The sequence below is a fragment of the Pseudomonas costantinii genome (assembly GCF_001870435.1).
GTDB classification, from domain to species: Bacteria; Pseudomonadota; Gammaproteobacteria; order Pseudomonadales; family Pseudomonadaceae; genus Aquipseudomonas; species Aquipseudomonas costantinii.
The window spans coordinates 94,445-107,425 of the sequence record NZ_MDDR01000003.1 but is presented as its reverse complement, the minus strand read 5'-3'; the positions used below and the strand labels follow the sequence as shown (position 1 = coordinate 107,425).

Genomic DNA, 12,981 nt, shown 5'->3' with positions numbered 1-12,981 from the left:
CCCGAACCAGTCGGGGTTTTTTATCGCCTGGAAACAGGCGCGACGCCGGATCAATTAGAAAACGTTGATCGGGTAGTCGGCGAACAGGCGGATCTCGTTACCACCAACGTTGTAGTTGCTGGCGTTGTTGGAGACGCGCAACCAGGACGCACGAGCGCGCAGGCTCAGGTCTTTGGCTGGGCCGCTCTGAACGACGTATTTGAACTGGTTGAAGATTTCACGCTCGGTGCCACTGCCGCGGTTGGAACCGTCGTCAATGTTGGTGCCGCGCACGTAAGCGATGTTGTAGGTCAGGCCAGGCACGCCGAACGCACTGAAGTCCAGGCCGTAGCCTGCTTGCCAGGAACGCTCATCCTTGCCGTTGAAGTCGGACCAGTAGGAGTTGGCCAGCAAGATGGTGTTGCCACCGTCGCCGATGCCGCCAGCGTTGCGGTAGCCGCCGTACAGGTAGCCGGTGTCGCCGGTGCTGCGCTGGTGAGCGACGGTGAAGCTGTGCGGGCCAACAGCCCACGTGGCGCCCAAGCTCCAGATTTTGTTGTCGCGGGCGTCCGCATCACCTTGGTTTTCCAGGGCGAAGCTGCGGTCCAGCTTGGTTTTGTAGCCGTTGAAGTCAAAGGTCAACGATTGTTTCTCTGGCAGTGCCAGCACGTAGTTGACGTTGACGTATTGCTTCTTCAGCACGTCTTGCATGTTGGAGGCGTACAGAGCCGCCGACAGGCTTTCGGTGAATTTGTAGCTACCACCGATGTAGTCGATGCTTTTCAGGCCACCGCTGTCAGTGCCTTCGGCACTCTTGCGCGCTTCCTTGGTGAAGTGACCAGCGTCCAGTTGCAGGCCAGCGATCTCTTTGGAAACGATCGAGGTGCCAGTGTAGGTTTCCGACAACAGGCGAGAGTTGTCGTACTGCAGGACAGGCACGGCCGGGAACTGATCACCGTACTTGAGCACAGTGTTGGATACGCGGAACTTCACGGCAGCGCCGCCTTTGGACAGGTCACGTGCAGCTTCGCCGTCGGAACCTTGTTTGAAGAAGTCGATACCGCCCGCGCCACTGCGACCTTTACCACCGTCCAGACGGATAGCGTATTGGCCGATTGCGTCCACACCCACACCGACGGTGCCTTGGGTGAAGCCGGACTCGAACTTGCCGATGAAGCCTTGGCCCCATTCGGCTTTGTCTTGCTTGCCGTTTTTGTAATCACGGCTGATGTAGGCGTTACGTGCTGCGATATTCAGGTGGCTGTCTTCAACGAAACCCTTGGATTGCTCCTGGTCGTTTGCCATTGCCTGAGTTGCGCTCAAAATCCCCAGAGCGATCAGACCCATCCGTTGCTTCAACATTTCTTATATTCCTTATTACTGGTTGAGTACGCGCTGTGACACCAGGCTCCGTGTTGCTTTTCTGGTGTCGACTTTTTCCAGAAAAAAGAAGGCCCGCGGACGACTGAACTGCCGCGGGCCTTTTTTTATTGGATGAGTCATGGCGGTTAGCCACAGGCGTTGGGCGCAATCCTATGCGCGCGTTGAACTGTGTGTCAATTTCGTGAATCGTCTGTATTTAGGCGAAAAAAGTCTAAGGAGCGCTCTGCAGAGCCTTCGCGAAAGTCTGTAAAACCCTTCAGCCCGCCTAAAAAACACATCACGTAACATTTTTTGTACTCTGCATATTTGGTAATAGATAACGTGCGCAAATGCAAAGCATTACCATTAGCGCATCATTTTCTTTCCAAACCTTTCGGATACATGCCCCCATGTCTGCCTCTCGCCTGACGCCCATCACCCTAGGGCTTTCTGTTCTGCTGTCCTCTGGTTTTGCCTGTGCCGCCACCGTTTTGCCTGAAACCTCTATCAGCGCCGAAGCTGATGAAGACGACCCGCGCGTCAAGGAGACCAACACCGCCACCCGCACCGCAACCTCAGTGCGATATGTGCCCCAGGCCATCGACTCAGTGAAAACCGAAAGCCTGCGTTCCTACGGCACCAACGACCTGGGCCAGGCGTTAAGCGGTATTCCCAACGTGAGCAGCGGCGCGGATACACGCTTTGACAGCCTGCGCATCCGCGGTTTCGACGCGAGCAACGACTTTTATCTGGACGGCATTCGCGACGACAGCCAATACGTGCGCGACCTGCATAACATCGAGCGCATCGAAGTACTCAAAGGCCCGGCAGCGGTGCTTTATGGGCGAGGCGGCCAGGGAGGGATCGTCAACCGCGTGAGTAAATTGCCCCAGGCAGGCCACAAATCCAGCATCGAAGCCCAAGGCGGCAGTAATGATTTGCGCAGCCTGTATGCGGACCTCAGCACCGATCCCACCGATAACATCAGCCTGCGCCTAAACATGGGTAACCAGGACAACAACAGCTTTCGCGACGGCGTCAGTGGCAACCGCCAGCTGTTTGCGCCGTCCATGAGCTGGCAACTGACGCCCGATCTGAATTGGTTGGTGCAATACGAATACAGCCGTTACAACCGCACGCCGGATCGCGGCATTCCCGGGGTCAACGGTCGCCCGGCGGATGTGAGCCGCAGCGCCACTTACTTTGACAGCCGCGATTACATCGACGACAAATCCCAGTCCCTGCGTTCCAAGCTCGCTTATGAGCTAAACAACAATTGGCAACTGCGCCACACGCTCGGTGTATTCAAGCTCGATAGCGATTTCGACAACACCTACCAGACCGGCTACACCGCCTCGACGAAACAGGTGACACGCCAACGCTGGCAGCAGGACCTGAGCACCCGTAACGTCTTCAACAACCTGGAATTGGAAGGTGGTTTCGACACCTTCGGCCTGGAACACCGCCTGCTCACCGGCCTTGAGCTGGGCAGCCAACGCCGCGATCCCAAGCTGTACACCGCTACCGCCGTCGGCCGGGGTGGCCAGGCTGTACCGAGCCTGGACCTCAACCAGCCCAATCGCCACCTGAGCCACACCGGGCGCATGAGTCTTTCCAGTTACAACCACACTGAAGTCGAGAGCCGCGCCCTTTACGTGCAGGATCAACTGCGCCTCAACGATCAATGGCAAGTGCTGGCCGGCCTGCGTTACGACCACTTCGACGTCGACACCACCAGCAAAGTGCTCAACACCCAGCAGGACGTTCAGAGCCGCAGCACCAGCCCGCGCATCGGCGTGGTGTGGACGCCGGTGGAGCATCACTCGTTCTACGCATCCTGGAGCAAGACCTTCTCGCCAGCAGGCGGCGGCTTGATTGGCATCACTCCGAACGCTGCAGGCAGCGTCAACGACCTGAGCCCCGAGCTGACCCGGCAAAAGGAAATCGGGGTCAAGAGCGACTGGCTCGACGACCGCCTGAGCACCACCCTGGCCGTGTACGAACTGGAACTCTACAACCGCCGCACCACCGACCCGCTGGACCGCACTATCACCCTGCTGACTGGCGTACAACGTTCACGCGGCCTGGAGCTTACGGCCACCGGCAAGATCGTCGGTAATTGGTATATGCGCGGTGGTGTCGGCCTGCAGGATGCCAAGGTCGAGAAGGATAACAACGGCTTTGAAGGCAAGCGCATCAGCGATGTGGCCAAGCGCAATGCCAGCCTGTTTATCACATGGAAGCCGGAAATGGGCTGGTACGCGGAAACCGGGCTGACCCTGGTCGGTGACCGCTATGCCGACAACCTCAACACCGTGGTACTGCCAGGTTATGGCCGCTGGGATGCGTTGGCCGGTTTCCGCCATAAGGAATGGGATGTACGCGCGGCGCTGAACAACATCGCCGACAAAAACTACTACGCCTCGGCGACCAGCGCGGCGCAGATTCAGCCGGGCGAGCCACGTAGCCTCGTCGTTACAGGCACTTACAGCTTCTAAGTTTCACCGGGTCAATGTGGGAGCAGGCAAGCCAGCTCCTACATTTTGATCGCCGAGCTCTTCAGCTTTTCATCAGCTCACACAACACCCGCACTTCATCCTCACTCAACAACCCCACTGGGTACCGTTCACTTATCACGCTGCGTAGATCAGGTTGCCTGACCTGTCGCGAGCCGTTTGCCTTCAACCAGAGCGCCAGCGCATGGATCGCATCACCGTTGACCCGCGTCGGGTGGAACGGGCGCGTATAGATCAGGTTGATATCGGCATTCATTTCAGCGCTCTCTCCTACTGCGTGAGCGGCTAACTTACTCAAGGTTTGTGACAGAACTGTGCAGTCATCACCCTCGGTTACTGTGGCAACACCGATACAAGAGCTATGCCAATGTCCCGTGTTTATAGGCATTCGGACACAAAAAAGCCCGCGACCTTGCTGGGCCGCGGGCTTGCTGTGAGCACTATCAGGAGTGTGGCGCTAGGCCATCACCCAGATGTTGTTACAACTGCACTCAGTTTTTGTGCGGTGCCGGCTGTTGTTGGGTCAGGCAATGGATGTTGCCACCGCCCAGTAACAGTTCGCGGCCCGGCACCATCACCACCTCATGCTGCGGGAACAGGTTCTGCAGGATCTCTTTGGCCTGGCTGTCCAGCGGGTCATCGAAGCTTGGCGCGATGATGCCGCCGTTGACGATCAGGAAGTTGACGTAAGAGCCGGCCAACCGCACGGTTGGGTTACGCTCCTGGCTGCCATCCACCAAGTCGACACCGGCGCATTCTTCTTCAGTGGCATACAGCGGCCCCGGGATCGGCATTTTATGCACTGTGAACGAGCGCCCTTGGGCATCCGTGCTGCTTTGCAGCACGTCCATGGCGGCGTGGCAGCGCGCGTAGTTCGGGTCTTGCGGGTCATCGGTCCAAGCCAGCAACACCTCGCCCGGACGCACGTAGCAGCAGAAGTTATCTACATGACCATCGGTTTCATCGTTGAACAGGCCATCCGGCAACCAGATGATCTTATCCACAGCCAGATTGGCGCTGAGCACCGCTTCGATGGCCGCGCGATCGAGGTGCGGGTTGCGATTGCGGTTCAGCAGGCATTCTTCAGTGGTGATCAGCGTGCCTTCACCGTCGACATGAATCGAACCGCCTTCCAGCACAAAACCTTCAGTGCGGTAGCGCGGCGCGCGCTCGATCTCAAGGATCTTGCCGCCCACCTGCGAGTCACGGTTCCATGGCGCATAGAGGCCGCCGTCAAAACCACCCCAGGCGTTGAAATCCCAGTTCACACCGCGCACTTCGCCGCTGTGGTTGATGACGAAGGTCGGACCAGTGTCCCGTACCCAGGCGTCGTCGTTGGACATTTCCACCACGCGGATATTGGGCACGTCCAAATGCGCGCGGGCATTTTCATACTGACCGGCAGAAACGGCCACGGTCACCGGCTCAAAACGCGCAATAGCCTTGGCCACCGCCACGTGAGCCGCCTGCGCCGGCTTGCCGCCCAGGCGCCAGTTGTCCGGGCGCTCAGGCCAGATCATCCAGGCTTGGGTCTGTGGTGCCCATTCGGCAGGCATATGGAAGCCATCGGCGCGAGGTGTGCTGTGCAGGGTGGTCATGGCGATCAGGACTCCGAATGGGGTGATGGACGACTTTATAACGGATAAAAATCGGCCTTAAAAGCGATAAAAGATCATGGATGGTAAATATTACAAAAAACAGTCGATAACAATCGATTATCTACAACTGCTCATCCAGCACCTTCGACAGCATGTCGACAAAGAAATCCACGCTGTGTCTGGACGTGACCATCGGCGGCTTGATCTTCAGAATGTTGAGATAATCGCCGGTCGGCTGCATGAAAATCCCCAGTTCCCGCAGGCGGTCACACAGCAGCGCGGTTTCTTCGGTGGCAGGCTCCAGGGTTTGTCGATCACGAACCAACTCCAGGCCCAGATAGAAGCCGGAACCGTGAACGGCACCCACCAACGGGTGACGATCAATCAACTCTTCCAGGCGTGCCTTGAAATGCCCACCCACGACTTGGGCGTTTTCCCACAGTTTTTCTTCCTCCATCACATCCAGCACTGCCATGCCGATACGGCAACTGACCGGACTGCCCCCCGAGGATGAGAAGAAATACCCCTCGGCCTCCAGCGCCTCGGCGATTTCTCGCCGGGTGATCACCGCGCCCAGCGGTTGGCCGTTCCCCATGCCTTTGGCCATGGTGATGATGTCCGGCACCACGCCTTGCTCTTCAAAACCCCAGAAAAAATGCCCCATGCGGCCGTAGCCCACCTGCACCTCATCGGCGATGCACACACCGCCCTGGGCGCGCACCAATCCATACACCTGCTGCAAATAGCCCGGCGGCAGGGAAATACCACCCGCATTGCCGTACACCGGTTCACAGATGAAACCGGCCAATTGGCGTTTGCTCGCAGCGATTTTCGCCAGATTGTGCTCCACGCTTCGTACGTAATCCGGCGCACTGTCCTGCCCGCGGAACTCACCGCGATAGGTATTCGGCGCGGTCACCGGGTGTACCCAGTCCGGCCGGCTGATCAACGCCTTGGGGTTATCGGCAATCGAGGTGGACACCGCGTCTGCCGCCACCGACCAACCGTGGTAAGCCTCAAGCACGCTGAGCATGTCGCGCCCGCCGCTGTAGGCCCAGGCCAGGCGAATCGCCAGGTCATTGGCCTCGGTGCCGCTGTTGACCAAAAACACCCGGTCCATACCCTCCGGCGCCAACGCCAGCAGACGCTCGGAAAACTCGGCAATCGCCGCGTAGTGGAAGCGCGAGTTGGTGTTGAGCAGCGACCACTGGCGCGCCGCCACCGCCGCCATGCGCGGGTGACCATGGCCTAGTACGGCAACGTTGTTGAGCATGTCCAGGTAGGAACGGCCCTGCATGTCGATCAGATGATTGCGCCAACCGCGCTCGATACGCGGCGGGTCGACGTAATAATGCTTCTGCGAGCGAGCGAAACTGGCGTCTCGCCGGGCCAGCAGGGCATCGGGGTCCAACTCCGGCTCGGCATCACACGCCAGCCCAAGTAACGAAGCCGGTGAGGGGCACAAGGCCTGCCACGCCAACGCCCGAGAGGGTGTGCAGAACAACGGCGGCTCAAGATCGGCACGGCATAACTGTACGGTGAGTGGTGCATGGACCTCGCCCAGTACTTGCCCTTTCACCAGCACCGAGCCAGGCTTCAACGACGTTTTCACGCCCCATAAACGCACACTCAACTGGGCGTCATGCAAACACAGCAAGCCATCGGCGCCCTGGCGCAGCGTCCCGGCGAAAGGCGCTTCCAACACGGTACCGTGGGGAAGGTGCAACTCCACGTGAAGTGGGAATGTGTCCGGCTCGATAGCACTGTCGGGGCAAGTGCGCGACAACCGGTATTGGCCATATCGACTCGCCGCCAGCCCATGCACCGCCGCCGCTTCATCCAGCAGCCGTCGGTCTATACCGGGCAACGCCCAATTACCGGCCTCGAAGTGCGGGCTGAGCACGCCCAGGTCGATCAACGCGAACTCACGCCCCACCAGACCCGGCAGCAACGGGGCGAAGTCTTGGCTGGCAATCGGCGGCAATATCTCACCGACGCAACGCAGAATCGCCGCGTTCATCAACTCAAATGGCACCGACGTCGCCACATGGAAAATTTCCCACTCATGCTCGGCGTTTTTCAATAAGTAAGTGTTATCCGGGTCCAGGCGTTGCTGTTGTTCGCTGCTGAGCACCAGCACCGCCGCACGGGCGACGATCAGCGGCCACAGCGCCTGCAACTCCTCAGGCTGCAACGGTGTTACCGCGTGAAAGGCCTGGATCGCCGGCAGGATGGCAAAGGGATCGCCGTCAGCATGGTGTAACAGCGCCGCGCAGGTCACCGACAGGTCGGCAATACGCCAGGTGTGCACCAAGTCGCCGAAATCAATGACACCCTGGACCTGCCAATGCCGCTGGGCATCGCGCTGCCAGACGACGTTGTCATCGGTGATGTCCATGTGTACCGCTTGCCAAGGCAAACGCTGCGCCAAAGGTCGAATGTGCGCCTCAACCTGCTCGGCCACCTGCTCCAACGCGGCGCGATGGGGCAGGTTTTCCAAGGTTGCCAATAAGTGGGTGATCAGTTCCTGGGCGTGGCGCGGGTCCCATTGCAGGGTGCGCTCCAGGCCCGGATGCTCGAAACGGGCCAATTCGCGGCTCATCCGCCCGCACAGCTCACCAAAGCCTGCGATCACGTCGCGGCCAAGGTGCGGCTGATGGGTCAGGGGCTGGCCGTCGATATAGTCCAGCAGCCGCAGGTGCACCGTTTGCCCGTCGACGTTCACGGTCAGCAGCTCCTCACCCGTGCGGGCGCGGATAACCTTGGGTACGCGCACGTGCGCTTGCAGGTCATTGAGGGCCGCATGCTGCGCCTGCAGCTCAACAGCCGCGTAGTCACCCCGGCAAATTTTCAGAACAAACCGGCCACGTTCACTGTCGATTCTGTAGTTGAGGTCTTGTTGGCTGCCCAGCGACTGCAAGGCGCCAGTAAGGCCGTAATGCTGCTCGAGTAATCGCGCCGCGTGATCAACGCTCACTTGTGGGCAGGGCAAACTGGCACGATGGATCAACGTGGCGAGCAACATTGTGACGACCTCTGTTTTTTTAGGTGTCTATATCGCCATTGTTCGGGGGCGTTAATCAACCCCTCACGCATACCGCGCTTGCACCGGTCCGATTCACAACTCAAGCTATGCTTCATTCGCCCAATGTCCGTCTAAGGAAAAGGCCCTCGACATGCGCATTCTCATTACCGGCGGTGCGGGATTCATCGGCTCTGCCCTGATCCGACACCTGATCCAACACACCGAGCACGAAGTGCTCAACCTGGACAAGCTCACCTACGCCGGCAACCTGGAGTCGCTGACCAGCATCGCGTCCAATAGCCGCTATGAGTTCGTGCAGGCCGATATCATCGACCAAGCCACCGTCAGCGCCGTGCTGGCACGCTTTGAGCCCCAGGCAATCATGCACCTGGCCGCCGAGTCGCATGTCGACCGCTCCATTGACGGCCCGTCGGATTTTATCCAGACCAACATCGTCGGCACCTATAGCCTGCTGGAAGCCACGCGCGCCTATTGGCAGACGCTGGCAGAACCTGCCAAGAGTGCGTTCCGCTTCCACCATATCTCTACGGATGAGGTGTATGGCGACCTCCATGGTGTGGACGACCTGTTCACCGAAACCACACCTTACGCGCCCAGCTCGCCGTATTCCGCCAGCAAAGCGGCCTCCGACCACCTGGTCCGCGCCTGGCAGCGCACGTATGGCCTGCCGGTGCTGCTGACCAACTGCTCGAACAACTACGGGCCGTTCCACTTCCCTGAAAAGTTGATCCCGTTGGTCATCCTCAACGCCCTCGCGGGCAAGCCGCTGCCGGTCTACGGCGATGGCTTGCAGGTGCGCGACTGGCTGTTCGTCGAAGATCACGCCCGCGCGTTGTTGAAAGTGGTCACCGAAGGTGTGGTCGGCGAGACCTACAATATCGGCGGTCACAATGAGCAGAAGAACATCGACGTGGTGCGCGGTATTTGCAGCCTGCTGGAAGAGCTGGCACCACAACGCCCGGCCGGCGTGGAGAAATTCACCGACCTGATCACTTTCGTCAAAGATCGCCCAGGCCACGACCAGCGTTATGCGATCGACGCCAGCAAAATCGAACGCGAGCTGGGCTGGGTACCGAAAGAAACCTTTGAAACCGGCTTGCGCAAAACCGTGCAGTGGTACCTCGACAACCTGGAATGGTGCCGCAGGGTCCAGGACGGCAGCTATCAAGGTGAACGTCTGGGCAACACCGAGCCAAAAGACCTGATCGCATAACCAAGGCAACGCGCACTACAGCTAGGCATAATGCGCCTGTACCCACAGGCGCATGACTCCCATGACTCCACCCCTTCCGCGAAGACCCCGCTGGCGCAGCCTCGCCCTGTTGGCGTTGTGCCTGGCACCGCTGCTGTGGCCGCTGGAGCACTTGGCCGAGCGCTATTACCGCAGTGAACTGGCCGGGCAAAACCGCCAGACCCTCGACCTGTACGTCGCCAACCTGCTCGGCACCTTGCACCGCTATGAAGTGCTGCCGCAGATCCTCGGTGATCTACCCGCCCTGCGCACCGCACTGGATGCGCCTCAGGTGAGCACCAACCTGACCAACGCCAACCTGCTGCTCAAGGACGTCGCCGCCCAGGCCGGTGTGGAAGTGATGTACCTGATGGACACCACCGGCAAGACCCTCGCCGCGTCCAACTGGGACAAGCAAGACAGTTTTGTCGGCCGCAACTTCTCGTTCCGGCCCTATTTCAGCGAAGCCATGGCCGGGCGCCTGGGGCGGTTTTTCGGCCTGGGGACCACCTCGGCCAAGCGCGGTTACTTCTTCGCCGCCGCCGTGCGCGATGGTGACAAGATCATTGGCGTGCTGGTGGTCAAGGTCGACCTGGACCACACCGAAAGCCTATGGGGCAACACCCCGGAACAACTGCTGGTCACCGACCACAACGGCGTAGTGATCCTGACCTCACGCCCGCAATGGCGATTCCGCGCGACCCGACCGCTGACTGCCGAAGAACGCCAAGCCATCATCGCCATCCAGCCCTACCCGACCCGCGACCCACAACCGCTGACCCTGAGTTCCACCGCGTGGCTGCGCCAATCCACAGCCATCGCCGAAACCGGCTGGAACGTGGAGATCCTCGCGCCACGCTCGCTGATCAATCGCCCGGTGCGCACCGTGGTGGCCGTCGGTGGCGCCACGTTGCTGGTGGTGATGCTGTTGCTGGGTTTGATGATGCAGCGCCGTCGGCATTACCTGGAACGCATCGCCTTCGAAGCCAAGGCGCGCCGCGAACTGGAAATGCGTGTGGTCGAACGGACCAGTGACCTGGAGGGCCTTAACCGACGCCTGAAACAGGAAGTGCTGGAGCGCGAACACGCCCAACAGGAACTGGTGCGCGCCCAGGATGACCTGGTGCAAGCCGGCAAACTGTCGGCGCTGGGCACCATGTCGGCGAGTATCAGTCACGAACTCAATCAGCCCCTCGCAGCAATCCGCAGCTATGCGGAAAACGCCGAAATCCTGCTCGACCATGAGCGCACCAACGACGCTCGGGGCAATCTCAAGCTGATCAGCGAACTGACCGGGCGCATGGCCTCGATCATCGCCCACCTGCGCGCCTTCGCCCGGCGCGACCGCCATGCGCCGGAAAGCGTGGCCCTGCAACCGGCGCTGGACGATGCGTTGGCGTTGCTGGCCAAGCGGCGGCGGTCGATGGAAGTCGAGCTGATCCGCGACTTGCCGGAGGCGACGCTGTGGGTACAGGCTGGCGAAACCCGCCTGCGCCAAGTACTCGGCAACTTGCTGGCCAACGCCCTCGACGCCCTCACCGAAAAAGGCCCGCCGCGCAAACTCTGGCTGAGTGCCCAAACCACCGAACAGGGCGTCAACCTGTACATTCGCGACAACGGCCCGGGGTTTTGTATGGAAGCGTTAGGCCGCGCCAGCGAGCCGTTCTACACCACCAAGACCCGCACCCAGGGCCTCGGGTTGGGCCTGGCGATTTGTGACACCCTGATGCGCGCCTTTGGCGGCGAACTGCTGTTCGCCAACCACAAGGAAGGCGGCGCGCTGTTAACCTTGAAATTGCGTGCCGGCTCGCCGGGCGTCAGTCTGCAACCGTCCGAGGACCGCAGTGTATGAGTATCGAGAACCAGATTCAGGTGGTGTTGATCGACGACGATCCACACCTGCGTCAGGCCCTGTGCCAGACCCTGGACCTGGCTGGGCTGAAAGTCCTGCCCCTGGGTGAAGCTACCGGCCTCACCGCACGCCTGTCACGGGACTGGCCGGGCGTGGTGGTCAGCGATATCCGCATGCCCGGCATGGACGGCCTGGAGCTGCTCGCCGAACTGCACGGCCAGGACCCGGAGTTGCCGGTGCTGCTGATCACCGGCCACGGCGATGTGCCGCTGGCGGTGCAAGCCATGCGTGCCGGTGCCTATGACTTCCTGGAAAAACCCTTCGCCAGCGACGCCCTGCTCGACAGCGTACGCCGCGCCCTGGCCCTGCGCCGCCTGGTGCTGGACAACCGCAGCCTGCGCCTGGCCCTCAGCGACCGCCAGCAACTGAGCACGCGCCTGGTGGGGCACTCGCCGCAAATGCTGCGCTTGCGCGAGCAGATTGGCGCCCTGGCCGCGACCAGGGCCGATGTGCTGATCCTCGGCGAAACCGGCGCAGGCAAAGAAGTGGTTGCCCGCGCACTGCACGACCTGTCGAGCCGGCGCAGTGGACCGTTTGTGGCGATCAACGCCGGGGCGCTGGCCGAATCGGTGGTGGAAAGCGAGCTGTTCGGCCATGAGCCCGGCGCCTTTACCGGTGCGCAAAAACGCCGTATCGGCAAGTTCGAATTCGCCAACGGCGGCACACTGTTCCTCGATGAAATTGAAAGCATGAGCCTGGATGTTCAGGTCAAACTGCTGCGCTTGTTGCAGGAGCGGGTGGTAGAGCGGCTGGGCGGCAATCAACTGATCCCGTTGGATATCCGCATCATCGCAGCCACCAAGGAAGACCTGCGCCAGTCCGCCGATCAGGGCCGCTTTCGTGCCGACTTGTACTACCGCCTCAACGTTGCGCCACTGCGCATTCCGCCGCTGCGCGAGCGTGGTGAAGACGCGCTGATGCTGTTCCAGCACTTCGCCGACGAAGCCAGCAGCCGCCACGGCTTACCGCTGCACGAGCTGCAACCGGGCCAGCGCGCGCTGCTCTTGCGTCACAGCTGGCCGGGCAATGTACGGGAATTGCAGAACGCCGCCGAACGTTTTGCCCTCGGGCTGGAGCTGGCCCTGGATGCCACGGCGGACAATCCCTCCGCCAGCGTCCTGACCTCCACCCCGGGCGGTTTGAGTGAACAAGTCGAGCAGTTCGAGAAAAGCCTGATTGCCGCCGAACTGACCCGCCCGCATAGCTCCGTGCGCAGCCTCGCTGAAGCCTTGGGCCTGCCGCGCAAGACTCTGCACGACAAACTGCGCAAGCACGGCCTGAACTTCGCCGACAGCGGCAACCACAGCGCAGACGACGAATGACCCTGCCCACCCGCC

At 60.6% G+C, this 12,981-nt stretch carries 8 protein-coding genes; 4 read left to right on the top strand and 4 right to left on the bottom strand.

The window, feature by feature from the left end; genetic code table 11:
- Nucleotides 1–54: 54 nt before the first annotated feature.
- Entirely contained in the window at nucleotides 55–1,341 is a 1,287-nt protein-coding gene (locus tag BFL40_RS00570; RefSeq protein ID WP_071482581.1) for an OprD family porin, read from the bottom strand.
- A gap of 410 nt (nucleotides 1,342–1,751) precedes the next feature.
- Between BFL40_RS00570 and BFL40_RS00565 the strand changes: the two genes are divergently transcribed.
- The gene (locus tag BFL40_RS00565) at nucleotides 1,752–3,839 is read left to right on the top strand and encodes a TonB-dependent receptor (protein WP_071482580.1); all 2,088 of its coding nucleotides are present in this window, start codon (nucleotides 1,752–1,754) and stop codon (nucleotides 3,837–3,839) included.
- A gap of 61 nt (nucleotides 3,840–3,900) precedes the next feature.
- On the opposite strand, the gene BFL40_RS00560 is transcribed toward BFL40_RS00565, so the two are convergent.
- The 3 genes from BFL40_RS00560 to BFL40_RS00550 all read right to left on the bottom strand — a co-directional run bounded on the left by BFL40_RS00560 (nucleotide 3,901) and on the right by BFL40_RS00550 (nucleotide 8,480).
- Nucleotides 3,901–4,113: a hypothetical protein gene (locus BFL40_RS00560; protein ID WP_071482579.1), complete on the bottom strand. Its 213-nt coding sequence runs from the start codon at nucleotides 4,111–4,113 to the stop codon at nucleotides 3,901–3,903.
- A gap of 235 nt (nucleotides 4,114–4,348) precedes the next feature.
- Nucleotides 4,349–5,455: an agmatine deiminase gene (aguA, locus tag BFL40_RS00555; protein ID WP_071482578.1), complete on the bottom strand. Its 1,107-nt coding sequence runs from the start codon at nucleotides 5,453–5,455 to the stop codon at nucleotides 4,349–4,351.
- 121 nt (nucleotides 5,456–5,576) lie between these two features.
- On the bottom strand, nucleotides 5,577–8,480 hold the full coding sequence (locus tag BFL40_RS00550; RefSeq protein ID WP_071482577.1) for an aminotransferase: 2,904 nt from the start codon (nucleotides 8,478–8,480) through the stop codon (nucleotides 5,577–5,579).
- Between the two features lie 151 nt (nucleotides 8,481–8,631).
- Here BFL40_RS00550 and rfbB point away from each other — a divergent pair, with 151 nt between their 5' ends.
- The 3 genes from rfbB to BFL40_RS00535 all read left to right on the top strand — a co-directional run bounded on the left by rfbB (nucleotide 8,632) and on the right by BFL40_RS00535 (nucleotide 12,966).
- Nucleotides 8,632–9,714: a dTDP-glucose 4,6-dehydratase gene (rfbB, locus tag BFL40_RS00545; protein ID WP_071482576.1), complete on the top strand. Its 1,083-nt coding sequence runs from the start codon at nucleotides 8,632–8,634 to the stop codon at nucleotides 9,712–9,714.
- Between the two features lie 61 nt (nucleotides 9,715–9,775).
- Nucleotides 9,776–11,584 (top strand): sensor histidine kinase, encoded by a 1,809-nt coding sequence (locus BFL40_RS00540; protein WP_071482575.1) that lies wholly within the window; start codon nucleotides 9,776–9,778, stop codon nucleotides 11,582–11,584.
- Complete coding sequence (locus tag BFL40_RS00535) at nucleotides 11,581–12,966, top strand: sigma-54-dependent transcriptional regulator (protein ID WP_071482574.1); 1,386 nt, start codon at nucleotides 11,581–11,583, stop codon at nucleotides 12,964–12,966. Before BFL40_RS00540 ends, BFL40_RS00535 begins: the two co-directional genes overlap by 4 nt.
- Nucleotides 12,967–12,981 lie beyond the last annotated feature (15 nt).

What these genes read in the sequence shown, in the direction of transcription:
- BFL40_RS00535 (WP_071482574.1), top strand. Translation starts at nt 11,581, where the DNA reads ATGAGTATCGAGAACCAGATTCAGGTGGTGTTGATCGACGACGATCCA.
- rfbB (WP_071482576.1), top strand. Translation starts at nt 8,632, where the DNA reads ATGCGCATTCTCATTACCGGCGGTGCGGGATTCATCGGCTCTGCCCTG.
- BFL40_RS00540 (WP_071482575.1), top strand. Translation starts at nt 9,776, where the DNA reads ATGACTCCACCCCTTCCGCGAAGACCCCGCTGGCGCAGCCTCGCCCTG.
- BFL40_RS00550 (WP_071482577.1), bottom strand. Translation starts at nt 8,480, where the DNA reads ATGTTGCTCGCCACGTTGATCCATCGTGCCAGTTTGCCCTGCCCACAA.
- BFL40_RS00565 (WP_071482580.1), top strand. Translation starts at nt 1,752, where the DNA reads ATGTCTGCCTCTCGCCTGACGCCCATCACCCTAGGGCTTTCTGTTCTG.
- BFL40_RS00560 (WP_071482579.1), bottom strand. Translation starts at nt 4,113, where the DNA reads ATGAATGCCGATATCAACCTGATCTATACGCGCCCGTTCCACCCGACG.
- BFL40_RS00570 (WP_071482581.1), bottom strand. Translation starts at nt 1,341, where the DNA reads ATGTTGAAGCAACGGATGGGTCTGATCGCTCTGGGGATTTTGAGCGCA.
- aguA (WP_071482578.1), bottom strand. Translation starts at nt 5,455, where the DNA reads ATGACCACCCTGCACAGCACACCTCGCGCCGATGGCTTCCATATGCCT.